This is a genomic window from Peribacillus huizhouensis, assembly GCF_014138605.1.
Classification (GTDB): Bacteria; Bacillota; Bacilli; order Bacillales; family DSM-1321; genus Peribacillus; species Peribacillus huizhouensis.
In genome coordinates this window covers 1-21,704 of sequence record NZ_JACJHX010000024.1, presented here as the reverse complement: position 1 = coordinate 21,704, position 21,704 = coordinate 1, and the positions used below count along the sequence as shown (strand labels likewise).

At 40.2% G+C, this 21,704-nt stretch carries 21 protein-coding genes, 21 tRNA genes and 1 rRNA gene; 10 read left to right on the top strand and 33 right to left on the bottom strand.

From position 1 onward, the window contains the following. Positions 1-749 precede the first annotated feature (749 nt). Genes HNP81_RS21250 through HNP81_RS21240 form a run of 3 tightly spaced genes read left to right on the top strand, consistent with a single transcriptional unit; the run spans position 750 to position 3,305 of the window. Positions 750-1,745: an ABC transporter substrate-binding protein gene (locus tag HNP81_RS21250; protein WP_182503936.1), complete on the top strand. Its 996-nt coding sequence runs from the start codon at positions 750-752 to the stop codon at positions 1,743-1,745. Between the two features lie 2 nt (positions 1,746-1,747). Continuing rightward, positions 1,748-2,530, top strand: a complete 783-nt coding sequence (locus HNP81_RS21245; protein WP_182503935.1) for an ABC transporter ATP-binding protein — start codon at positions 1,748-1,750, stop codon at positions 2,528-2,530. Beyond that, complete coding sequence (locus HNP81_RS21240) at positions 2,508-3,305, top strand: ABC transporter permease (protein ID WP_246399527.1); 798 nt, start codon at positions 2,508-2,510, stop codon at positions 3,303-3,305. The genes HNP81_RS21245 and HNP81_RS21240 overlap by 23 nt, the downstream gene beginning before the upstream one ends. 77 nt (positions 3,306-3,382) lie before the next feature. Here the strand turns inward: HNP81_RS21240 and ytkD are convergent, their stop codons facing one another. Continuing rightward, the gene (ytkD, locus tag HNP81_RS21235) at positions 3,383-3,859 is read right to left on the bottom strand and encodes an RNA deprotection pyrophosphohydrolase (protein WP_028392641.1); all 477 of its coding nucleotides are present in this window, start codon (positions 3,857-3,859) and stop codon (positions 3,383-3,385) included. A 133-nt stretch (positions 3,860-3,992) separates the two neighbouring features. On the opposite strand from ytkD, the gene HNP81_RS21230 reads away from it, so the two are divergent. Continuing rightward, a complete protein-coding gene (locus HNP81_RS21230) occupies positions 3,993-4,862 on the top strand; it encodes a DUF6612 family protein (protein WP_182503933.1) in 870 nt (289 codons plus the stop codon). A gap of 438 nt (positions 4,863-5,300) precedes the next feature. On the opposite strand, the gene HNP81_RS21225 is transcribed toward HNP81_RS21230, so the two are convergent. Continuing rightward, positions 5,301-5,645, bottom strand: a complete 345-nt coding sequence (locus HNP81_RS21225; RefSeq protein WP_312859718.1) for a hydrolase — start codon at positions 5,643-5,645, stop codon at positions 5,301-5,303. 166 nt (positions 5,646-5,811) lie between these two features. Here HNP81_RS21225 and HNP81_RS21220 point away from each other — a divergent pair, with 166 nt between their 5' ends. Continuing rightward, a complete protein-coding gene (locus HNP81_RS21220) occupies positions 5,812-6,069 on the top strand; it encodes a DUF6154 family protein (RefSeq protein ID WP_182503931.1) in 258 nt (85 codons plus the stop codon). Positions 6,070-6,188: 119 nt separating this feature from the next. On the opposite strand, the gene HNP81_RS21215 is transcribed toward HNP81_RS21220, so the two are convergent. After that, positions 6,189-6,677 (bottom strand): Dps family protein, encoded by a 489-nt coding sequence (locus HNP81_RS21215; protein ID WP_246399524.1) that lies wholly within the window; start codon positions 6,675-6,677, stop codon positions 6,189-6,191. Between the two features lie 131 nt (positions 6,678-6,808). Between HNP81_RS21215 and ytzI the strand changes: the two genes are divergently transcribed. Further along, the gene (ytzI, locus tag HNP81_RS21210; RefSeq protein WP_182503930.1) at positions 6,809-6,967 is read left to right on the top strand and encodes a YtzI protein; all 159 of its coding nucleotides are present in this window, start codon (positions 6,809-6,811) and stop codon (positions 6,965-6,967) included. 230 nt (positions 6,968-7,197) lie between these two features. Here ytzI and HNP81_RS21205 read toward each other — a convergent pair whose 3' ends face one another. After that, positions 7,198-7,671 (bottom strand): S-ribosylhomocysteine lyase, encoded by a 474-nt coding sequence (locus tag HNP81_RS21205; RefSeq protein ID WP_028392646.1) that lies wholly within the window; start codon positions 7,669-7,671, stop codon positions 7,198-7,200. 167 nt (positions 7,672-7,838) lie between these two features. Between HNP81_RS21205 and yidD the strand changes: the two genes are divergently transcribed. Both yidD and HNP81_RS21195 read left to right on the top strand, forming a co-directional pair. Next, complete coding sequence (gene yidD, locus HNP81_RS21200) at positions 7,839-8,072, top strand: membrane protein insertion efficiency factor YidD (RefSeq protein WP_084552399.1); 234 nt, start codon at positions 7,839-7,841, stop codon at positions 8,070-8,072. 134 nt (positions 8,073-8,206) lie between these two features. Then, positions 8,207-9,199, top strand: coding sequence for a metal ABC transporter solute-binding protein, Zn/Mn family (locus HNP81_RS21195; RefSeq protein ID WP_182503929.1), 993 nt, complete (start codon positions 8,207-8,209; stop codon positions 9,197-9,199). A gap of 167 nt (positions 9,200-9,366) precedes the next feature. Here HNP81_RS21195 and HNP81_RS21190 read toward each other — a convergent pair whose 3' ends face one another. The 7 genes from HNP81_RS21190 to HNP81_RS21160 form a co-directional block, all read right to left on the bottom strand. Continuing rightward, positions 9,367-9,507 carry a hypothetical protein gene (locus HNP81_RS21190; RefSeq protein ID WP_182503928.1) on the bottom strand — a complete coding sequence of 47 codons (141 nt, stop codon included), beginning with the start codon at positions 9,505-9,507 and terminating at the stop codon, positions 9,367-9,369. A 150-nt stretch (positions 9,508-9,657) separates the two neighbouring features. Further along, on the bottom strand, positions 9,658-10,764 hold the full coding sequence (gene menC / locus HNP81_RS21185; protein WP_182503927.1) for an o-succinylbenzoate synthase: 1,107 nt from the start codon (positions 10,762-10,764) through the stop codon (positions 9,658-9,660). A gap of 4 nt (positions 10,765-10,768) precedes the next feature. Further along, the gene (locus HNP81_RS21180; protein ID WP_182503926.1) at positions 10,769-12,256 is read right to left on the bottom strand and encodes an o-succinylbenzoate--CoA ligase; all 1,488 of its coding nucleotides are present in this window, start codon (positions 12,254-12,256) and stop codon (positions 10,769-10,771) included. Positions 12,257-12,520: 264 nt separating this feature from the next. Further along, positions 12,521-13,339 carry a 1,4-dihydroxy-2-naphthoyl-CoA synthase gene (menB, locus tag HNP81_RS21175; RefSeq protein WP_182503925.1) on the bottom strand — a complete coding sequence of 273 codons (819 nt, stop codon included), beginning with the start codon at positions 13,337-13,339 and terminating at the stop codon, positions 12,521-12,523. A 1-nt stretch (position 13,340) separates the two neighbouring features. Further along, positions 13,341-14,159, bottom strand: coding sequence for a 2-succinyl-6-hydroxy-2,4-cyclohexadiene-1-carboxylate synthase (gene menH / locus HNP81_RS21170; protein WP_182503924.1), 819 nt, complete (start codon positions 14,157-14,159; stop codon positions 13,341-13,343). Continuing rightward, entirely contained in the window at positions 14,156-15,901 is a 1,746-nt protein-coding gene (menD, locus tag HNP81_RS21165; protein ID WP_182503923.1) for a 2-succinyl-5-enolpyruvyl-6-hydroxy-3-cyclohexene-1-carboxylic-acid synthase, read from the bottom strand. Before menD ends, menH begins: the two co-directional genes overlap by 4 nt. Beyond that, positions 15,894-17,303, bottom strand: coding sequence for an isochorismate synthase (locus HNP81_RS21160; protein ID WP_182503922.1), 1,410 nt, complete (start codon positions 17,301-17,303; stop codon positions 15,894-15,896). Before HNP81_RS21160 ends, menD begins: the two co-directional genes overlap by 8 nt. A 265-nt stretch (positions 17,304-17,568) precedes the next feature. On the opposite strand from HNP81_RS21160, the gene HNP81_RS21155 reads away from it, so the two are divergent. Together HNP81_RS21155 and HNP81_RS21150 are read left to right on the top strand one after the other, a co-directional pair. Next, positions 17,569-18,498 carry a 1,4-dihydroxy-2-naphthoate polyprenyltransferase gene (locus tag HNP81_RS21155; RefSeq protein ID WP_182503921.1) on the top strand — a complete coding sequence of 310 codons (930 nt, stop codon included), beginning with the start codon at positions 17,569-17,571 and terminating at the stop codon, positions 18,496-18,498. Positions 18,499-18,765: 267 nt separating this feature from the next. After that, positions 18,766-19,425 (top strand): TraR/DksA C4-type zinc finger protein, encoded by a 660-nt coding sequence (locus tag HNP81_RS21150; RefSeq protein WP_182503920.1) that lies wholly within the window; start codon positions 18,766-18,768, stop codon positions 19,423-19,425. Between the two features lie 96 nt (positions 19,426-19,521). On the opposite strand, the gene HNP81_RS21145 is transcribed toward HNP81_RS21150, so the two are convergent. From HNP81_RS21145 to rrf, 22 genes are all read right to left on the bottom strand, one after another. Continuing rightward, positions 19,522-19,593: transfer RNA gene (locus HNP81_RS21145), tRNA-Glu, on the bottom strand. 3 nt (positions 19,594-19,596) lie between these two features. Continuing rightward, positions 19,597-19,687 (bottom strand) — tRNA-Ser (locus tag HNP81_RS21140). A 3-nt stretch (positions 19,688-19,690) separates the two neighbouring features. Then, positions 19,691-19,765, bottom strand: a tRNA-Asn gene (locus HNP81_RS21135). Between the two features lie 18 nt (positions 19,766-19,783). Then, positions 19,784-19,860 (bottom strand) — tRNA-Ile (locus HNP81_RS21130). A 4-nt stretch (positions 19,861-19,864) separates the two neighbouring features. Beyond that, positions 19,865-19,938, bottom strand: a tRNA-Gly gene (locus HNP81_RS21125). A 5-nt stretch (positions 19,939-19,943) separates the two neighbouring features. After that, positions 19,944-20,019: transfer RNA gene (locus HNP81_RS21120), tRNA-His, on the bottom strand. 26 nt (positions 20,020-20,045) lie between these two features. Next, a tRNA-Phe gene (locus HNP81_RS21115) sits at positions 20,046-20,118 on the bottom strand. 184 nt (positions 20,119-20,302) lie between these two features. Beyond that, positions 20,303-20,379: transfer RNA gene (locus tag HNP81_RS21110), tRNA-Asp, on the bottom strand. Positions 20,380-20,382: 3 nt separating this feature from the next. After that, positions 20,383-20,456 (bottom strand) — tRNA-Met (locus HNP81_RS21105). 33 nt (positions 20,457-20,489) lie between these two features. Then, a tRNA-Ser gene (locus tag HNP81_RS21100) sits at positions 20,490-20,582 on the bottom strand. Positions 20,583-20,594: 12 nt separating this feature from the next. After that, positions 20,595-20,671, bottom strand: a tRNA-Ile gene (locus tag HNP81_RS21095). Positions 20,672-20,679: 8 nt separating this feature from the next. Beyond that, positions 20,680-20,756 (bottom strand) — tRNA-Met (locus HNP81_RS21090). A 23-nt stretch (positions 20,757-20,779) separates the two neighbouring features. Beyond that, positions 20,780-20,855 (bottom strand) — tRNA-Ala (locus HNP81_RS21085). A 22-nt stretch (positions 20,856-20,877) separates the two neighbouring features. Further along, positions 20,878-20,954: transfer RNA gene (locus HNP81_RS21080), tRNA-Pro, on the bottom strand. A gap of 8 nt (positions 20,955-20,962) precedes the next feature. Then, positions 20,963-21,039 (bottom strand) — tRNA-Arg (locus HNP81_RS21075). Positions 21,040-21,053: 14 nt separating this feature from the next. Next, a tRNA-Leu gene (locus HNP81_RS21070) sits at positions 21,054-21,142 on the bottom strand. 12 nt (positions 21,143-21,154) lie between these two features. Continuing rightward, positions 21,155-21,229: transfer RNA gene (locus HNP81_RS21065), tRNA-Gly, on the bottom strand. Positions 21,230-21,238: 9 nt separating this feature from the next. Next, a tRNA-Leu gene (locus HNP81_RS21060) sits at positions 21,239-21,320 on the bottom strand. A gap of 12 nt (positions 21,321-21,332) precedes the next feature. Beyond that, positions 21,333-21,408: transfer RNA gene (locus HNP81_RS21055), tRNA-Lys, on the bottom strand. A gap of 29 nt (positions 21,409-21,437) precedes the next feature. Further along, positions 21,438-21,513: transfer RNA gene (locus HNP81_RS21050), tRNA-Thr, on the bottom strand. Between the two features lie 11 nt (positions 21,514-21,524). Continuing rightward, positions 21,525-21,600: transfer RNA gene (locus HNP81_RS21045), tRNA-Val, on the bottom strand. A gap of 12 nt (positions 21,601-21,612) precedes the next feature. Beyond that, positions 21,613-21,704 (bottom strand): 5S ribosomal RNA (gene rrf / locus HNP81_RS21040); the annotation flags it as partial.

Genomic DNA, 21,704 nt, shown 5'->3' with positions numbered 1-21,704 from the left:
ATTAGTTTTCATTTTATATTTCTCTAAATTTAACCGCATATGACATGCCAAGAACGACCAAAGCTCAGAGAAATTTGTTACAAAGGATTAAAAACGCTTATAAGAATAGGCAACGTCATACCGCCATTTAATGTAACAGGCACACCACATCGATTCGTACTATTGCCATTAACTTAAAACAGATCAGACTGTCAATTACGAAGGTTAGCAAACCTGTGCTAAGGAAAGTGTCACTTCGCACTTCTTAAAAAGAGACAGCTGTTGAAAAAGAAGTTTTCCTCATCTATACCCAACATAGAAGTGAATATAACTACCATTATCATTTTTCCACGCAGAGTGATTCCATCAAATACAAATTGCCAACCGAATGCATCTGCCATCTTCCAAGAGATACGCCGATAATTAATCAAGCTTATTGAGGTGACAATGAAAACCATACTAAATCGTTATTAAGGATGACAGTTATCCACAAAATATCTAAAACGCATTGGCATAGGTATGTGCACAACATAATGAAAAAGAGAATGGTTGTATGTGTCTATCGTCAAAAAGCAACACTTACAACCAGCCTCTTTACTACTTTCATATGAAAGTACGCGTGCAGTTATTATTGGGGAACATATGGGAGGCTATTATGTTGGTTTATTGAAGTGGCTCGATCCTTTTTTCTCTTATAGGCATTCACACATTTTTCACTTCTGCATACGTTATTTTAGGTGAATGACCTATGATTAGAGGAGGAATGAAAGATGAAACATTGGGTAAAATCAGGATTCATGATCGCATTAGCATGTTTTTTAATCCTCGCTCTTTTAGCATGTGGCAAAGAAGATCTGACAAAAGTACGAGTCGCCGAGGTAACTCGATCTATTTTCTATGCACCGCAATATGTAGCGATAGAAAAAGGTTTTTTTGAAGAAGAAGGATTAAAAATTGAATTAAAAACGACAGCTGGCGGCGATAAAACGATGACTGCTTTATTATCGGACGGCGCGGATGTTGCCCTTGTTGGGTCTGAAACATCGATTTACGTGACTGCTCAAGGTGCAAATGATCCAATAATTAATTTTGCGCAACTCACCCAGACAGATGGAACCTTCCTCGTATCCCGTGAAAAAATCGATGACTTTTCTTGGGATATGCTAAAAGGCTCTACCTTCCTAGGTCAGCGTAAAGGCGGCATGCCACAAATGGCTGGTGAGTTTGTACTTAAGAAACATGGCATCGACCCTCACAACGATCTTACGCTGATTCAAAACATTGATTTTGCCAATGTTGCAACAGCTTTTGCTTCAGGTACAGGCGATTATGTACAACTATTTGAACCGACTGCCAGCCTGTTTGAAAAAGAAGGGAAAGGACATATTGTCGCTTCATTCGGAACGGAATCAGGGCATATCCCTTACACAACATTCATGACCAAAGCTAGTTATATAGAAAAGAATGGCGAAACGGTCGAAAAGTTCACCCGTGCGGTAAAAAAAGCACAAGATTGGGTGCAAGAGCATAGTAGCAAGGAAGTAGCTGAAGTGATTCAACCATTTTTTGAAGACAGCGATGTAGCTTTAATCGAAACGGTGGTTGATCGTTATAAAGCACAAGGCTCATTTGCAACAGACCCTATTTTAGATAAAGAAGAGTGGAATAACTTACAGAATATTATGGATGCAGCAGGTGAGCTTCCAAGTAGATTAACCTATGAAGACTTAGTGAACACAACATATGCAGAAAAGGTATCGAAATAATTATGGACTTTCTAACGATTAATCACGTTGATCACACGTACTTTTCGAAGCAAACGGCAACACAGGCACTACAAAATATTAATTTATCCATCAAGAAAGGGGAGTTTATCTCCTTTCTTGGCCCAAGCGGCTGTGGGAAAACAACTCTATTATCTATTATCGCTGGTCTGTTCCCACCAACAGCGGGAACCGTTTTGCTAGAAGGGCTGCCCGTATTTTCACGGGATGAGCTTTCAATAGGCTATATGTTGCAGCAAGATTACTTATTTCCGTGGAAAACGATTGGGCAAAATATAACACTCGGGTTAAAGTTATTAAAACATGATAAAGAAGCTTCTCTATCAATTGCGACCAAGCTCCTTCAAGATGTTGGATTACCTGGTGTTGAGCATCAATACCCAAGGGAGTTGTCAGGTGGGATGAGACAACGGGCAGCGCTAGCAAGAACACTCGCCGTTGATCCAAAAATCCTCTTGCTAGACGAACCATTCTCTGCGCTCGATTATCAAACGAAACTGAAGCTTGAAGACCTCGTTTCTGAAACATTGAAGGCATATGGAAAAACAGCTGTCCTTGTTACACATGATATCGGCGAATCAATTGCCATGAGCGACCGTATTTACATGTTCGCGGCACGTCCTGGCAGAATTCACAAAGTATTCGAAGTACCTAATGAGCTTAGATCGTTAACTCCTTTTCAAGCCCGCAACCATCCGAGCTACTCCTCCCTATTTCAAACGATATGGAAGGAGCTTGAGAGTCTTGAGTATTCATACACTGCATAACCAATACAAATCAGCACTCGTCAAAGAAAAACGTTGGGTTCGTTTTTATCAACTTCTCATCTTCATTGCTTTTTTTTCGGGATGGGAGATTGCTTCAAGACTCAAGTGGATTGATCAACTTATTTTCAGCTCACCGTCAAAAATTTGGCAACTATTTTTAGCCAAAATTACCGATGGCACTTTGTTTAACCATTTAAGTATAACCTTGGCAGAAACAGTACTTGGATTTATCCTCGGTACCCTGCTTGGAACATTGCTTGCCACGATTCTGTGGTGGTCGCCATTTCTTTCAAAAGTGCTTGATCCTTATCTCGTCATCTTGAATGCGATGCCAAAAGTCGCTCTTGGACCAATCTTAATCGTAGCACTCGGACCAGGCTTCACGTCTATCATTACAATGGGAGCGATCATATCAGTTATTATTACGACCATTGTTGTTTACACCGCATTTAAAGGTGTTGACCCGAATTATCTATTAGTGCTCCAAACATTTGGCGCCAACCGCTTTCAAACGTTTAAAGAAGCAGTACTACCCGCATCCTTTCCAACCATCATCTCGACCTTGAAAGTTAATGTAGGTCTTTCCTGGGTTGGCGTCATCGTCGGTGAATTCCTGGTTTCTTCAAAAGGTCTTGGCTATTTGATTATTTACGGGTTCCAAGTATTTAATTTCAATCTTGTCCTATTGTCGCTCATGATTATTGCTGTCTGTGCCACGGTTATGTATCAACTCGTTGAACTGCTTGAAAAAGCGTTAATTAAGCATGACCGCTGAAGTAATAAGGCTATTAAAAAGGGCCTAGCCTCGCTCTACTAGTAATAATAGTTGCGTGATCTGACCCTTAGCCTTATTTATAATTTATAATTCGGTTGAATGTGGCGCAGTCGCTCGATACTTAACGGAATAACTTCATCTCGCATAATAAAGCTATATTTAGAGTCCGCTTCTAAACAATCTGGAAGTTTATCTAACAATACAGGTCCTTCCGTCTCCAAATAATCGTCCTTTTCAACGAGCTCGCTCAGTTCAGCAAAGTATATCGACTTAATAAACAACCCGCTTACTGCATGTACACGATATTGTCCAAGGAAAAGCAAACTGGCCACCTTCCCACCTGTTTCCTCGTACACCTCACGCACTGCTGCCTCCTCAATCGTTTCTCCTTTTTCCCGCTTTCCACCTGGAAATTCAAGTCCCCTAACCTTATGCCGAGTTACAACCCATTGCTCGTTCCAACGTGTTAAAACAAGCACATGCCACGCATCACCAAATTCAGCTTTACAGGTAAAATCAACTTGATGTCCGTGATTATCAAAAAATATTTTCATACTTTCTCCCTGTTTTCCCACCTAAAAAAATTAGGCAGAAAGGTTTATTTATATAGAATATAAGGGATAAATAACCATTTTTCCCTTGTTTTATTATATTATGTATGTATATGACCAAAAAGGAGTCGATGTAATGAAGCTCAAATCATTAGCTATCTCGTTCTTCGCACTAGTAGTACTTTTAAGTGGTTGTGGCCAAAAAGCTACACCCGTTTCAGAATCTGGAAAATCAGAAACTAAAACAAACACCGAACACCCTGCACAAAAAGAAGAATCACTTACTCTTGAAGAAGTTTTTGAAAAAACCATTGCAGCAAGTCAAGATCTAAAGAGTTTAACGGTAAAGATGAAGAATGAGCAAACCATCACTTCTAGCAGTGATTCAGAACCAATGGATATTAGTTCAACCATTGACATAGATGTCATTCAAGACCCAATCTCACTCTATCAAGTCATGTCAATCAATATGCCAGGTGAAGAACCAATGAAAACAGAAAGTTATTTCACAAATCAAGGTTTCTTTACATATGATCCAACACAAGGAACATGGATGAAGCTCCCTGACGAAATGTCTACAGAACTTCTTAAAACAACAGAACAGCAAGGTGATCCAGCAGCCGAATTGAAAAAAATGCAAGAATATATTGAAGACTTCACATTTGAACAAGACGATTCCTCTTACATTTTATCACTAAATGCTTCAGCTGAAAAATTCAATGCGTTCATGAAAGAGCAACTCGCACAAAGCTTTGGTCAAGAATTAGGACTTGATTTACAAAATGTAGATGTTAGCGGATTAAAGTATTCATATACCATTGACAAAAAAAACTTTTATCCTACGGCAATGACTATGGATATGGCATTTAAGACTACTGAAGGCAGTGAAGAAACGACACTCGAACAAAAAACAAATGCAACATTCAGTAATTATAATGGCGTGAAGGATATTACCATCCCAGACGAAGTAATAAATTCTGCCCAAGAGATCGAACTTCCACAATAAGAGAGTAAAAGAGGGATTCTAAAAAGGGTCAAACACCCTGCAGCGGTGTTTGACCCTTTTTTATTAAGGCTCTTTTCGTAAAGATTGTTGTTTTTAGCAAGAAACCAAACCAATTCGAACAGATGTTGATCTTCGTTACAGGTGCGAGACTCCTGCGGGAAAAGCGTGTTGAGGGAGACCCCGCAAGTGCAAAGCACTGAGGAGGCTTCTGAGACCGCCCGCGGAAAGCGAGGACCTGCAACGGAAATCAACCCGGGTTATTAGTGTAAAAATGATTGAAAAGCGACAAAGTATGTGAAAACAGCCTTTATTAAAAATCGGCAGTTCAGAAGCAATCCATTATCCGATTGTTATATATCGCTATACCGGTCTATCCAATCTGCCGCCTACAGCCTAAGATGCACTTTCCTTAACTTGATTCTTCAAATAAGATACCCATTACATATCCTCCCCTGTTTCTCTAGGAAAAGACGATAATATCCCCATATTCGCAATATGATTTCTCGCATTAGTATCACCAAGTTTATAAATCAACTCATACACCTCATGAAGCGTCTTATCATAAGCATCATTTCCTGGATCATGGTGATACTCTAAAAACGGAATATGTGCCCGATAAAAGTTCCCAATCTCTGTTGAATAATTTTGATTAAAATATGCACGAAGCTGGCCGATTTCTTCATCATTCGCTTCAATCTTATAATTCCAAGGTGAACTTTCACTATCCTGAAAGATTTGTCCACTCGGCAGCCAAACATAATAAGTCTTTCGGTTTTCAGCCACTCTAATCCCTCCTATATTAGTATTATTTTCCCTTGCGTCTTCCTTGTTCATACTTCACTTATTCTTCCATTACTTGCAATTTTCAGGTAAAATAATTGATTAAGTATCTTTCTTAGGGTAAAACATATAATAAGTACGAATTAATAATTGAAAATGAGGTGAAAAAATGAAACTTATCGAGGATTTGTACAACCTATACCGTGATAAATTGTCTGGTGATGAAGAAGATATTGATATGCTAACCTTCGCTGTCCTTGAACAACTTGATCGAAAGGAAATCTTCAACTTACTTGAAGAAATGGATGATCAAGAAATTAACAATCTCCTTGGTATTTACATTATTGAATCACTCAAAGGAAAATTTGCACACGATAGCATGAATAATACAAAAGTTACCCATTATCACCCTCGCAATATTCATTGAAAGCGTTTTTATACATAAACAAAAGCCTTCATTCGATTTGTGAAGGCTTTTCATATGCCCTTCTCCATCACGCCAAAAAAGCCCCACCTATGTTAAGGTGGGATTTCAAAATTACTTTACTATTTTTTTAAATAAGCTCGCAGCATCCATGTATGTTTTTCGAAGCTTTTTTGGATGCCTACAAACATATCGCCTGTCACTTGGTCCGTGTTTTCTTCTGCCAATTCAATGGCTTTTGAAAATTCTTGTGACAATTGCTCAAAATCACTAATGATTGTTTGTATCATTTTTTCTGTTTCTTCTTTTCCGGTCGCTTCTTTTATTGTTGCTATATCAAGTTGTTCTTTAAGCGTAGCTACAGGCTTTGCACCTAATGCAAGCAATCTTTCTGCAAGGTCATCCATATGGGCTGTAACCTCGTCGTAGAGTTCTTCCAATTTCACATGCAGAGAGAAGAAATGGGGACCGTCTACGTACCAATGATAATTATGCAATTTTGTGTATAAAACGCTAAAGTTTGCAATTTCTTGATTTACCAGTTCAACCAATTGGTCCACTTTACGATTCTCACCTTGTTTGTATTCAACAATATTATTTTTGGCCATCATTATCACCCTCCTGTACACTATAATTCCCGCTCTGTTTTAAGTTAAAACATGTATTTTTTCCTAAAGAGCCAAGGTTTTATCTAGTATTTTCCTGTATAATAGAAGAAAATTACATGTAAAGGAGCAGACAGGTGACAGCATTCATCATTATTAGCATTATTATTGTCCTTGTAATCTTAGCGCTATCTGTTTTTACCATAAACAAAGGATACGATTATAAACATACGATTGATCCATCACCGCATCCAGATGAGAGTGGAGCAGACAAAACTTCAGATGACAAGCAATAAGGAAAAGGTGTTTAAAAGCACAGGGTCTGCCCCCGCAACAACTACCAACAGTATATGAGTATAAACACTATACTGATTTAGTGTGCAAGACTAGACCCTGGAAACACCCTATTCTTACTTTTCTGTGGAGGGCAGAGCTTCGCAAAACCTGCTCCGCATTGCTCCCTTTATAATGTAATACAATTTGAGTACCTACGTGTTAGTTGGGATCAGGTGCTGTTGGATGTTTTTTAACCAAAAACTTTATGAAGATCCTCTTTACTTTGTGATAACCAGAAATTCATTAATTTCTTCGCACCTTCAAGGTCATGCAGTTTTGCTTGACCGCATTGTTTTTCATTTGCTGCAGGAATTTCTGTTATTTGGACAGCATCCTTCATTGTGTCTTCTAGTACATCAATGATCTCAGAAACGGATGGTTCTCCGCTTACGACAAGATAGTACCCAGTTTGGCAGCCCATTGGCGAAATATCAATAATATCAAAGTGTTCATATTTCTCTGAGTGCTCCCGAAGATTGAAAGCAAGCAAATGCTCTAACGTATGAATCACATCTGGCTTCATTGCTTGTTTATTAGGTTGGCAAAAACGAATGTCAAATTTATTGACTACTCCATCTGTCCCCACTTTATGTACTCCACAGTGACGTACATAAGGTGCTCTCACAGCATTATGATCTAATTCAAAACTCTCTACTGAAGGCATTCTATCACTCCTCTTTCCATATATATGTATATACTACATCTAATCCCGATTTATTTCATCAATTTAATGTTGGATTAAAAGGAAAATGTTTATCAGCATCTTTTTGAATGAAAATATGATATATTGTTACCAATATATATTCTAAAGAATGAAGGCTGATTCTTATAATGCAAAAGATATTAATTTTCGGAATAAAATTTTACCAAAAAGTTATTTCTCCTCTAAAACCACCTACTTGTCGCTTTTATCCAACATGCTCACATTATGGATTAGAAGCGATTAAACGATTCGGTCCCATTAAAGGTAGCTGGCTTACCATTAGACGAATTCTTAAATGCCATCCGTTTCATCCAGGCGGCATTGACCCAGTTCCTGATAAGTCTTGCAAACATCGACCTTAAATTTTTTTCTTGCACTTTTAGCTTATTTAAGGTACGATACTTAAGTCAAATCGTAATGATTTCGTTTATATTCATTTTTATTAAACCGTAATGGTTTCGTTTAATATACAAAAATATAGTGGGGAGAAAGATAAATGAAAAAAAAGCTCAGTATCGCTATCTTGTTTATATTTGCCACTTTATTGGCAGGGTGCAATTCAACGACTACTAAACAAGACGCGCAAACAGATGATAGCAAAGAAAAGTTAATGGTTTACACAACAGTCTATGCCTTAGAAGATTTCACTAAAGAAATTGGTGGCGATTTTGTAGACGTCAAAACGGTCTATCCACCAGGAACGGACGAACATAGTTTTGAACCATCTCAAAAGGATATCATTGGAATGGCACAGTCTGATCTTTTTTTCTATATTGGACATAACTTAGAAGGCTTTGTGAATAAATCTAAATCAATTCTCGAGGACGAAGGTGCAAAAGTTGTCGCAGTAGGTGAAAAGATTGATCTGCCTCATTCTGAAGATAAACATGATCATGGTGGGGAAGCTGCTTCGGAAGAACATGATCATGACGAGGAAGCTGCTTCGGAGGAACACCAGCATGAACATGGTGACGTAGATCCGCATATTTGGATTGATCCTGTCTATGCTACACAAATGGCTGAAATCATTAAAGATGAACTTTCTGAAAAAATGCCTGCTCAAGCTGATTACTTCCAAAAACAATATGAAGCCTTATCAGCAAAATTAAAAAATTTAGATCATCAATTTGATGAAACGATCTCTACAGCAAAAACTAAAAAACTGATCGTATCACATGCGGCCTATGGCTATTGGGAAAAGCGATACGATCTTGAACAAATCAGCGTTTCTGGCATTTCAGCAAACGAACCATCACAAAAACAACTAGAAAACATTGTTAAAACAGCAAAAGACAATGGCATTCAATACATTATTTATGAACAAAATATTTCATCCAAACTAACAAAAATTATCCAAGATGAAATTGGTGCAAAAGCATTGAAGCTCCATAATTTATCTGTACTCACCGACAATGATATTAATAACAAAGAAGATTATTTCAGCATAATGAATAAAAACCTTGAAACGTTAAAAACTGCATTAAACTAATTAATAGAGGATGTCCCAAAGGTTCTGACTTTGAGACATCCTGTTTATTTTGAATAAAATGCAATTTCTCCAATTCTTAGTTCAATTTCACTCTTCCTCTTTTAACCGATGTTAAAAAGGCAACCCCTATGGAGCTTGCCTTTCTTTTTCATAGTCGCATGCCCAAGTTAGCGTTCCAGTTCATCCAAACTCCATTTTTGCTTTAACCAAATGATTTCCTTTTCCGCAAGTCTTGTGATCTCTTTAACAACATTCTCTGGTAGGCCGCGTCTTAGTAATATGTCCGCAATTAGATATGGCTTTGTCATCAGATCATCTCCCATACAGATTCTGGATGCTTATTACCATAATTATAGCGAAAAAAAATTATAGAAAAAACAGTCAGGTGCCTATTTTATTGAAACTTCAAAAAATAATATAAGAAGTGCAATATATATCACTTCTTCCTCAAATCACAATTACACTTTAAATAATTGCTGATGAATCATCATGGATTGCAATCTATGTTCATCCACTTCAAAGCCAATTCCCACACCATCTGGAACCGTTATATTACCATTCTTGACAACAATTTCTGGATCAACAATATCCTGCTCCCAGTAGCGTGATGAAGACGACAAATCACCGGGAATCGTGAATCCATGAAGAGAGGCAAGTGCAATATTATGGGCTTTAGAAATCCCAAACTCAATCATACCACCGCACCAAACTGGGATCTCATTCTCAACGCACAGATTATGAATGTTGACAGCCTCCGCCCATCCACCTACGCGTGACATCTTTATACTGATTACTTTACCGCTCCCTAGCATTAAAGCTTGTTTAGCGTCATGAAACGAGCAGATGCTTTCATCAAGACAAATTGGCGTTTTGATTTCTTTTTGTAATATCGCATGTTCCATTAAATCATCGTGCCCGAGTGGCTGTTCAATCATTTGCAAATTGAATTCATCGAGCTTTTTCAAATGCTCCATATCCAAAAGAGAGTACGAAGAATTCGCATCCGCCATAAGTGGAATGTCTGGAAAATGACGCCGGATTTCTGATAAAACGGAAATGTCCGTAGATCGTTGAATCTTTATTTTATAGCGCTGATAACCGATTGTAGCAAATTCATCGATCTGCTTAAGAGCTTTCCTCACATCATCCGCTGCAATGACAACTCCTGCTGCAACTGTTTTCCGCACCCCTCCGAATAGTTGACCAAGATACACTTCCTCCTGCTTTGCATATAAGTCCCAAATGGCTTGACTGAGGCCCGACTTCGCCATTGAATTTCTTCGAATGCCGGCCCATAAACTTACAAGTTCCTTAGGGTGTTGAATCGGCTGGCTTAGTACAAGCGGAATTAAAAAATCTCCTAATATATGCCAACATGTTTTAATTGTTTCTTCCGTATACCACGGGCTTGAAAAAGGTACCGCTTCACCATAGCCGATTCTGCCATCACTATCTCGTACTTCAATCACGATTGCTTCCCGTTTTGTCACCTTCTCTAAGTGAGTCAGAAATGGGATCTTTAAAGGAGCAGAAATAAGAGAAATAGTAACTGAAGAGATTCTCATAAAATTAGTCCTCCAATCGCTTTCTTAATTCTCTTCGCAACAATTTATTCGAAGCGTTACGGGGCAGCTCTTCGCAAAAAATGACTCTTTTCGGTACCTTATAGGAAGCTAAACATGTTAAACAATATTCAATAATCTGCTTCTCAGTCAACTCACTTCCTGGTTTTCTAACAACAAAGGCTACAGCAATTTGGCCCCATACTTCATCAGACACTCCTGTTACACCTGCTTCAAACACATCTGGGTGACTGCTTACTACTGCTTCAATCTCAGCAGGATAAACATTTTCTCCCCCAGAAATGATTAAATCTGAGCGACGATCCATGACAAATAGATAGCCTTCTTCATCCACATACCCTATATCACCTGTATACAGCCAACCATTCTTGATTGCTTCGTCCGTCGCTTCTTTTCGGTTTAAATAACCTTGTGTCACATTCGGGCCTTTTACGACAATTTCACCAGGTTGATTCGGTTCTGCTTCAAGTCCATCCTTTTCAATTCGCAATTGTGATGGAAATAATGCTTTCCCAGCCGAACCTATTTTCTGTAGACTATCCTCAGGTGCAAGTGTAACAATTTGTGAACTCGTTTCCGTCATTCCATATGTTTGATATACGGGAATTCCTTTTTCTTTACACTCTAAAAGCATGTATCGAGGTGCAGGACCACCGCCAAGGAGCATACAGCGGAAACTGTTTGGATACTTCTCACTCCCAAGATTAATAAGCATCCTATTTAACATAGTCGTTACAACCGAAATAATTGTCACGCCATTTTCGATGATCATTTGATTGGCCTCTGTTTCATTAAATTTATCTACGAGCACAACCTTCATTCCATAAATAACGTTTCGCATAAAGATTGAAAGCCCGCTAATATGAAAAATAGGAACCGCGCAATACCAGCTGTCCTGTTCTGTCAGACCAAGATTCAAAACCGAACCTATTGCACTCCACCAATGATTTCCAAAAGTTTGAATGACTCCCTTTGGATTACCCGTTGTCCCCGATGTATACATAATAGTTGCTGTCTCATGCAAATCAAATTCTTCTAAAATGGCTACGTCTTCTATACCTCGAATAGAAGCTAAGTCCTCTTTTTCAATAATGGATATTTCCTGCATAAAAGATTGAATATCATTTAGTTTTTCACAAAAATATTGTTCAGACAAAAGCAGCTTTGCTTCACTATCGCGAAGCTGCCAAATAAGTTCAGCCGCAGTTAAGCGGGTATTTAGCATAACAATCTTCACACCAAGATAAAACAGAGCATGAATGATTACAACACTATCTTTGTGATTCCGAATTAATAAAGCACAGGAATCTCCCCGTTTTACATTTTGAGAAGCAAGCTTTGCTGCCATTTCTTCCGCTAACGAATCAAGCTCGCGAAAAGTAAGAACCTTTCCTTCAAATTCAAGAGCTGGCCGATTCGGCGACAACTTAGCTCTTTTCTTTAGCCAATTGGGCAGTCTTTCGGTTTTATTCATGACAAGCGCCTCTTTCTGTAAAGTCTAGGTACATTTCTCAGATCAAAAGCCAGTGTTTCGGTCAACCTAATAGCTAACATATGATGAAAATTGTGAGGCTTGTTTCTCCCTATCAGCTGGGTAACTCTTACCTATTAAGAATTTGGCTGTTTGTGGTAGATAAGAACAGTCTTAAAAAAATCCACATAAATAATTTCTAATCGTTCCGATGCAAATCTAAAAACAGCTCGACGAGAAACTCGCCAAGCTGCTTTGTCTAATCTATTAAGGAAAACGCGGGAATTGACCGAAGTCAGGTTTACGTTTTTCTTTGAAAGCATCGCGGCCTTCTTTTGCTTCGTCAGTTGTGTAATACAGAAGTGTAGCATCACCAGCAAATTGCTGAATGCCTGCCAGACCATCTGTATCTGCATTAAATGCAGCTTTTAAGAAACGAAGAGCAGTCGGACTCTTTTCAAGCATCTCTTCACACCATTGTACAGTTTCAGCTTCCAATTGCTCTAAAGGAACAACTGTATTAACTAAGCCCATATCCAATGCTTCCTGAGCACCGTATTGACGGCATAGATACCAGATTTCACGCGCTTTCTTATGTCCTACAATTCGTGCTAAGTAGCCAGAACCATAGCCCGCATCAAAACTTCCTACTTTTGGTCCTGTTTGTCCGAAGATTGCATTGTCTGCAGCAATTGTTAAGTCACAGACGATGTGTAGTACATGTCCTCCACCAATGGCATAACCAGCAACCATAGCAACAACTGGCTTTGGAATCGTACGAATTAAACGTTGTAGATCTAATACGTTCAAACGTGGAATCTCATCATCGCCTACATATCCACCATGGCCACGTACTTTCTGGTCACCGCCTGAACAGAATGCTTTACCACCTTCACCTGTTAAAATAATCACACCAATACTAGAGTCATCACGTGCTCTTGCAAAGGCATCGATCATTTCAGATACTGTTTTCGGAGTGAACGCGTTATGTACATGTGGACGGTTAATTGATACTTTAGCAATTCCATTATATTTTTCGAATAAAATTTCTTCATATTCACGAATCGTTTCCCACTGAATTGTCATCTTATATCCTCCTTAATTGTTTTGTTAAAAACACACTTACTATCTTACCAAACTTCTCTTCATCTTCCACATGAATTGCATGGCCAGCATTATTTATTATTTGCCATTCGCATTCTTTCATAATCGATTGCATCATTTTTGCTATGTCACAGAATTTTTTATCTAGCTCCCCTGTAATAAGAAGGATTGGCATCGATAAGTTTTCAAGCTGACTCCACCAGGAAGGCTGAGAGCCCGTGCCCATTCCAAGTAAACTGTTCGCAAGGCCAAGTTCCGTGTTCCCAAGCCGCTCTTTTCGAACGGACTGTTGTTTTTCAACCGGCAATTTCTTCTGTGAATCGAATAGGGGGATATTCTCCCAGTCAGCGACAAACGCCAAAATGCCTCTTTCGATAATTTTATTCGCTAGCTTTGCATCTTGAATCCTGCGCTCCTGTCTAGCAGTCTCTGTCTTCAAACCTGGAGAAGCACTTTCAAGAATCAATGACTGTACATATTCAGGATATAAGCAAGCAAAACCCAGTGCCAGCCTTCCACCCATTGAATAGCCAAGCACATGGATTTTTTGAATCGAAAGTTTTTCTAAAATTTCCCGAAGATCCTTCGCTACTTCCAGCATAGTATATCGCTCGGCATTGTCTGGAGACCCTGTAGAACCATGGCCAATGATATCCACCATGATCAGTTGATATCTCTTTAGCATATGCCCTAGAAATCTCCATGTTTCAAGGCTACCTGTAAATCCATGTAAAAGGAGAAGAGGTTCACCTTGACCTATGATATCTATATGGTACTCGACACTTCGACAAACAAGTTTCACTGTATTTCCCCGATTAATGCATCTGCTATTTCCCGGGAAACAAAACTCCACAAATTACGATGCTTTAGAACATTCGACTCGCGATTTGTCGGAATCTCAATGATTTTTAATCCAGGTATTGAAAATGACGCTGTAAAGACCTCGCTAAATTCATCCCAATTCTGGATCTTTTGATATGTTGCATTATAAAGTTGGGCTGAATGTGAAAAATCAAGTCCATGTGGAGTACCGAATAATACTTCGAAATATTCTTTTTCTGATGCTTGCGATAAGAAAGAGAAGATTCCGCCCCCATCATTATTAATCACCAAAATGGTCAAATTTTGTCCTTGAAGCTTTCCAGCAAGCAAACCATTCATATCGTGGAAAAAGCTTAAATCACCTATCACAAGTACGGTCTTTTCTTTAACCGTACTCACACCAAGAGCGGTCGAAACGATTCCATCAATACCGTTTGCACCACGATTAGCATAGATTTCTACGTTTTTATTATTTGAAAAGAAAAACGTGTCCAAATCTCGGATAGGCATACTGTTTCCGACAAATAAATGAGAATGCTCCGGCATAAGCTCGTTTAAATGATAAAATAGCTTCCCTTCATCCAACTCTTCTTCATTAGCTATGCTTCGGAGTGCATGTTTTGTCGCTTCATTAACCTTAACCCAGCGTTGCAACCAGCCTTGATCAAGATTTTTATGAAGTCGTTCGACAAGATCTCGGCAAAATTTTTCTTCTTCCGAGTAGACCATATGCGTTGCAAGGCCACTTGGGTCCCGAAAACCTGCTCCACCATCAATGACAAAATACTGAGCTTGTTGTTTTTTTAACCAAAGGAGCAAAGGTTTCGACACTGGCATCGCTCCAAAGCGGAGGATGACATCTGGATGAAATGCCTCTATCACTTGCTCATCGCGTAAAAAAGTATCATAGCAGTCTATCACGTTCGAAAAAGAATGTTGACCGCTTCGCAACTGTGAGAGTGGATCGGCAAGAATAGGAAATCCTAGTGTTTCGCCAAGCTCTGTTACGGCCTCTTTCATGCCATTATTCTTCAGGTCTCCACATATAATCAGCCCTCTTTTAGCTTGCCCAATCTCTTTAGCTATCGCAGCCAATTGGTTCGTCGATAATGTTAACGCACCAGGTTCAATCGCTACAGTAGCTTGTTTCTCCTGACGGTACTTTTCCGCTTCTGCCAAATTCGGAATAAGCGGTTCTCGCAGAGGGAAATTTAGATGAACCGGACCTGCTGGCTCATTAGCAGCAGTCGCTACAGCTCTTGCACAAATCGTTCGCGCATACCGTATCATACTCATGCTGCTTTCGGGAAGCGCCATCTCAACAAACCATTTCACATGATTACCATACATCCCGATTTGATTAATTGTCTGCGGTGCACCGACATCACGTAGTTCATGTGGTCTATCAGCCGTTAAGACTATCAGTGGAACCCGAGAGTAGAATGCTTCTACTATTGCAGGATAATAATTTGCCGTTGCTGTACCTGATGTACAAAGCATAGCCACCGGTTTCTTCATTGCTTTTGCAAGCCCTAACGCAAAAAAGGCAGCAGAGCGTTCATCCACATTAATATGAATCTTTATCTCTGGATGCTCTGCCAATAGCAAAGCCAAGGGTGTAGAACGCGATCCTGGACTAACCACTACGTCATTTATTTGATTTCGAGCTAATTCATCGACAAAAGCCGCCACATACGCAGTTAACGTATCACGATCATTCATGAAGATTCCCTCCTAAAGCACTTAACATCGGATTAAATTTAATTGCTGTTTCTTCGTATTCACTTTCAGGGGTCGAATCTTCTAACACCCCACAGCCAGCAAATAATGAAGCTTCATTACCTTGAATGAGCGCTGATCGAATCCCCACTGCAAACTCGCCATTCCCATAAGAATCACACCAGCCAATTGGTGATGCATAAAAGCCACGCTCCAGTTGTTCGTTATCACGAATCCATGCAACTGCATTTTCCGTTGGCAAACCTCCCATTGCAGGGGTTGGGTGGAGTTTGCCTATTACGTCGAAAATAGACACATTCGCATCGCATTCTCCACTCACTGGTGTATACAAATGCTGAATATGTCTATTTTTCATAACAGTCGGCTCTTTAGGTACTTCAAGCTTTGTACAAACCGAACTTAGTGCATCTTTAATCATTGAAACGACATATTGATGTTCAAGTAGGTTTTTTTGATCATGCAGTAGCTCTTGTTCCAACTGCTTATCTTTTCTTACATCTTTGCCACGAGCAATTGAGCCTGCAAGACACACGGAGAACAATTCATCACCATGTTTTTTAACGAGGCGCTCAGGGGTCGCTCCAATAAAACAATCCCCAGCAGATTCTAGACAAAAAATAAAGCTCCTTGTTTGTTCCTTTAGAAGCCGTGAAAGAACAGCTACAGTTTCAATTCGTTCCTTAAACACAAGCCGCAATTCTCTCGCTAGAACAACTTTATCCAACTCTGAATGTTTCATATGTGAAACGGCCTCTGCAACAATCTTCTTCCAACCCTCAGGGTCATCCTCGATTTGTTCCAAAGTCTCATTTTCGCTTACAGTTACATTTGTCAAACGATTTCTAATATCATTTTCCCGTTCATTTATCAGATCTTTGAAGAGGTTTGCTTGATCTTCCGATGTGCAAACAATATTGGTCGTTAAATATGCTTGTCCCTTCACAATGGATAACATGAAGGCAGGAATATAAAATAAACTATCACCAAATTGATCCCAAAGCAGGGAATCCGTTTTATTGTAATCAAATGAATATCCACCAAACACTAACGGACCTGTACCTACTACTCCGGAAACACCTGCTTTAACAGCATTTTTCTGAAGCTCAGTCCAGCTTGCTTCAATCTTCCTCACTCTGTTAGCATCCGCTTTAACTTGGATTTTTTCCACTATACCTAAACCAGCAATGATCAGTTCTTTTTCAGGATCTTGCCAGTAAAAGCGTTCTCCTACATACCGTTCTCTTCCAGCTTGATAAAATGAAAGGGGGTCTATATCATCGATTTTCCTTACTACACTGAACAAGACTTTTTGCTTTAGCTGTTTCGCTTTTTGCACAGCTTGCTGAAGTCCATAAAACCATTCAGTTTCATGTGAGATAGCCAAAAAAAATCCCCCTTAATGTCAACATTTTAAAAGCATACAAACCTATTTAAAGATACACCTCATTTCGACTCAATGTCAATTATTGCGGTCTTTATCCACCTTTTTTGACAACTTATTTCCTTATTAATATATTCTCTTTACTAACATAGTTGTTAAGAAAATCACAAATAGACATTGACACTCTTAATTTGTTTTCCTACACTTATTCTGTACCAATATTTCATTTGTGATCACATATGCAAGCTAACTTTAGAGGAGAAGAGAAATGTCTATACAATCTAATTCTGTTTCACCTAAACAAGAAAAACACAGCTGGAAGATCTGGTGGGAGCTGATTCGCCCACATACGTTGACTGCAGCGTTTGTCCCCGTATTAATTGGTACCTTGCTCGCTTTAGTAGCAGAGGAAGTGAACTGGCTACTATTTGCTGCAATGCTAATCGCTAGCCTATTAATACAAGCAGCTACTAATTTATTTAATGAATACTATGACTATAAACGTGGACTAGATACTGCTGAATCAGTTGGCATTGGTGGTGGAATCGTCCGCCATGGAATGACGCCCAAGTTAATTATGAATTTGGCACTTAGTTTTTATGCAATCTCTCTTTTACTTGGTCTATATATCTGTGCTGCTTCTTCCTGGTGGCTTGCAGTAATCGGCTTAATCTGCATGCTCATCGGATATGTATATACAGGAGGGCCTATTCCTATTTCATCTACACCATTTGGCGAACTCTTTTCTGGATTTTTCATGGGCTACGTCATTATACTAATTGCTTACTTCATCCAAACAGGACATGTGACAAGTGAAGTTTCATTTGTAGCAATCCCTAGTCTTATTCTAGTTGGCTTAATTAATATGGCTAATAACATACGTGACCACGATGGTGATAAAGCAAATGGCCGACGTACATTACCGATTTTACTAGGACGTGAAAAAAGTGTGCGCTTTATGGCGATTATGTTCGCCATTTCATACCTATGGGTTATTCTTATCGTTGCACTCGGTATCATTACACCGTGGATTCTACTAATTCTACTAAGTATACCTAAAGCGGTAAAAGCAACAAAAGGCTTTATTGGGAAAACTGTTCCGATTGAAATGATGCCTGCTATGAAAGCAACTGCTCAAACAAACACAATTTTCGGTTTACTTCTATCTATAGGATTATTGATTAGCTATTTTGCTTAATAAAAAAGAGGATGTCCCAAAAGGATCTGACCTCGCACTCTAAATCAGTATTTAGTGTTTAATACACTTATTCTATACTGTATTTAGTTATTGCGGGATCTGACCCTTTGCTTTTGGGACATCCTCTTTTTGCTCTTAATGCCCTTAGAAAAAAAGAAAAGAAACCTTTACATCCTCATTCTTCATGCCCCTAAAATGTTTCTACCACCGCCAATAGGGTATTGTACAAATACGTCCAAAACAAATCGCCCAAGGAGTGAAATGGAAATGGCTGCTAAAAAGCAAATTCAAAATTTAAAAGATAGATTACTCATGGAAAAAGAACATCTCCAAGACCAAATTCAAAGTGATGAAGAAACCTTAGTAAAAGTAGGTCAAAAAGAATTCGTAGACGAATTATCTTCTTACGATAACCACCCAGCCGATATGGGTACTGAACTTTTTGACAAAGAAAGAATTATGGCATTGAATGATCATGCTAAATCCGAGATTGAGAAAATTAATATAGCCCTTCAAGCTATAAATGAAGGTAAATATGGCCATTGTAAAGTCTGTGGTAAAACCATTTCTATAAAACGACTCGAGGCAGTCCCAGCCACTCTATATTGCTTAGAGCACTCTCAAACACAAAACACTATTCAAGCACGGCCTGTAGAAGAAGATGTACTTATCCCATCTTTAGGAAACCATTTCGAAAATCGTCGTACTGATAATGAAATCACTGACAAAGAAGATAGCTTTCGTGAGGTTGCCCGTTTTGGAACCTCAGAGACCCCTTCTGACTATAGTGGCGATCATGAGAGTTATGATACTCTTTTTGATAATGAAGACGAAACAGAAGGCTTTACAGAAGAATATGAAGCATATGTAGGAAATGATGTAGAAGTAAAGAACAGAAAAGCTTATCCAAATAACAAAAAGCTATAAAATGTGCTAATCGTAGAAAATCTCAAAACTGTTATAAATTCACTTATAAAATCAAATAAAAAAGATGCATACTTAGATGTATGCACATTTTCTATATGACCCCTACGGGATTCGAACCCGTGTTACCGCCGTGAAAGGGCGGTGTCTTAACCGCTTGACCAAGGGGCCAAATGGCGGAGAAGGAGGGATTTGAACCCTCGCGCCGGTTACCCGACCTACACCCTTAGCAGGGGCGCCTCTTCAGCCTCTTGAGTACTTCCCCATATGGCTCCGCAGGTAGGACTCGAACCTACGACCGTTCGGTTAACAGCCGAATGCTCTACCACTGAGCTACTGCGGAACAAAAAATATAGGATTATGGTGGGCCTAAATGGACTCGAACCATCGACCTCACGCTTATCAGGCGTGCGCTCTAACCAGCTGAGCTATAGGCCCATTTTGGAGCGGGTGAAGGGAATCGAACCCTCATCATCAGCTTGGAAGGCTGAGGTTTTACCACTAAACTACACCCGCGTAAATGGGGCGACTGATGGGAATCGAACCCACGAATGCCTGAACCACAATCAGGTGCGTTAACCACTTCGCCACAATCGCCATAATAAAATCTTACACAATAAAGGTGGCTCAGGACGGAATCGAACCGCCGACACAAGGATTTTCAGTCCTTTGCTCTACCGACTGAGCTACTGAGCCGTATTATATTTGACACCCTAAATAAAAATTAGCGTTGTCCTTCATCCCCATCTCAGGAGGATTATTCAAGTAGCAACTCGATGGGTACGCTGCAGCTTTTCTGAGAAGCTTATTCAACGTGCTCTACCGACTGAGCTACTGAGCCAATCAACTTTCAAAAGCAAACTTAACTATTTAATAAAAATGGCGGTCCGGACGGGACTCGAACCCGCGACCTCCTGCGTGACAGGCAGGCATTCTAACCAACTGAACTACCGGACCAGATTGCGGGGACAGGATTTGAACCTGCGACCTTCGGGTTATGAGCCCGACGAGCTACCAGACTGCTCCACCCCGCGATAATAGAAATGATGTAATTTGTTTTAAAAAAATGGAGGAGGTAGAGGGATTCGAACCCCCGCGGGATTTGACTCCCCTGTCGGTTTTCAAGACCGATCCCTTCAGCCGGACTTGGGTATACCTCCAATAACATTATATGGTGGACCTTGTAGGACTCGAACCTACGACCGGACGGTTATGAGCCGTCTGCTCTAACCAGCTGAGCTAAAGGTCCTTATATTTTGGTAGCGGCGGAGGGAGTCGAACCCACGACCTTTCGGGTATGAACCGAATGCTCTAGCCAGCTGAGCTACACCGCCAAAATAATATAAGTTTGAAGAAATGGTGGAGCCTAGCGGGATCGAACCGCTGACCTCCTGCGTGCAAGGCAGGCGCTCTCCCAGCTGAGCTAAGGCCCCATAACAATTGATTGGATATACATGGTCGGGAAGACAGGATTCGAACCTGCGACCCCTTGGTCCCAAACCAAGTGCTCTACCAAGCTGAGCTACTTCCCGTATATATATGGCGCGCCCGAAAGGAGTCGAACCCATAACCTTCTGATCCGTAGTCAGACGCTCTATCCAATTGAGCTACGGGCGCATATATATTTAAAATGGTGCCGAGGACCGGAATCGAACCGGTACGGTAGTCACCTACCGCAGGATTTTAAGTCCTGTGCGTCTGCCAGTTCCGCCACCCCGGCACATACGAAAAGTGGAGCGGAAGACGGGATTCGAACCCGCGACCCCAACCTTGGCAAGGTTGTATTCTACCACTGAACTACTTCCGCATGATAAAGTGCGGGTGAAGGGACTTGAACCCCCACGCCTCGCGGCGCCAGATCCTAAGTCTGGTGCGTCTGCCAATTCCGCCACACCCGCAATATTATATAATGGTGAGCCATGCAGGATTCGAACCTGCGACCCTCTGATTAAAAGTCAGATGCTCTACCAACTGAGCTAATGGCTCGTCTTACTCAAATAATCTGTAAATGAAACTGGTGCCGGCAAGAGGACTTGAACCCCCAACCTACTGATTACAAGTCAGTTGCTCTACCAGTTGAGCTACACCGGCACTGTAGGTAATGGTGGAGGATGACGGGATCGAACCGCCGACCCTCTGCTTGTAAGGCAGATGCTCTCCCAGCTGAGCTAATCCTCCATTATGAATATTGCTTGGCGGCGTCCTACTCTCACAGGGGGAAACCCCCAACTACCATCGGCGCTAAAGAGCTTAACTTCCGTGTTCGGAATGGGAACGGGTGT

Bases quoted from the DNA above. Each gene is read 5' to 3' on its own strand.
- HNP81_RS21250 (WP_182503936.1), top strand. From the start codon at position 750: ATGAAACATTGGGTAAAATCAGGATTCATGATCGCATTAGCATGTTTT.
- HNP81_RS21245 (WP_182503935.1), top strand. From the start codon at position 1,748: ATGGACTTTCTAACGATTAATCACGTTGATCACACGTACTTTTCGAAG.
- ytkD (WP_028392641.1), bottom strand. From the start codon at position 3,859: ATGAAAATATTTTTTGATAATCACGGACATCAAGTTGATTTTACCTGT.
- HNP81_RS21230 (WP_182503933.1), top strand. From the start codon at position 3,993: ATGAAGCTCAAATCATTAGCTATCTCGTTCTTCGCACTAGTAGTACTT.
- HNP81_RS21220 (WP_182503931.1), top strand. From the start codon at position 5,812: ATGAAACTTATCGAGGATTTGTACAACCTATACCGTGATAAATTGTCT.
- HNP81_RS21215 (WP_246399524.1), bottom strand. From the start codon at position 6,677: ATGATGGCCAAAAATAATATTGTTGAATACAAACAAGGTGAGAATCGT.
- HNP81_RS21205 (WP_028392646.1), bottom strand. From the start codon at position 7,671: ATGCCTTCAGTAGAGAGTTTTGAATTAGATCATAATGCTGTGAGAGCA.
- yidD (WP_084552399.1), top strand. From the start codon at position 7,839: ATGCAAAAGATATTAATTTTCGGAATAAAATTTTACCAAAAAGTTATT.
- HNP81_RS21195 (WP_182503929.1), top strand. From the start codon at position 8,207: ATGAAAAAAAAGCTCAGTATCGCTATCTTGTTTATATTTGCCACTTTA.
- HNP81_RS21190 (WP_182503928.1), bottom strand. From the start codon at position 9,507: ATGACAAAGCCATATCTAATTGCGGACATATTACTAAGACGCGGCCTA.
- menC (WP_182503927.1), bottom strand. From the start codon at position 10,764: ATGAGAATCTCTTCAGTTACTATTTCTCTTATTTCTGCTCCTTTAAAG.
- HNP81_RS21180 (WP_182503926.1), bottom strand. From the start codon at position 12,256: ATGAATAAAACCGAAAGACTGCCCAATTGGCTAAAGAAAAGAGCTAAG.
- menB (WP_182503925.1), bottom strand. From the start codon at position 13,339: ATGACAATTCAGTGGGAAACGATTCGTGAATATGAAGAAATTTTATTC.
- menD (WP_182503923.1), bottom strand. From the start codon at position 15,901: ATGAATGATCGTGATACGTTAACTGCGTATGTGGCGGCTTTTGTCGAT.
- HNP81_RS21155 (WP_182503921.1), top strand. From the start codon at position 17,569: ATGTCTATACAATCTAATTCTGTTTCACCTAAACAAGAAAAACACAGC.
- HNP81_RS21150 (WP_182503920.1), top strand. From the start codon at position 18,766: ATGGCTGCTAAAAAGCAAATTCAAAATTTAAAAGATAGATTACTCATG.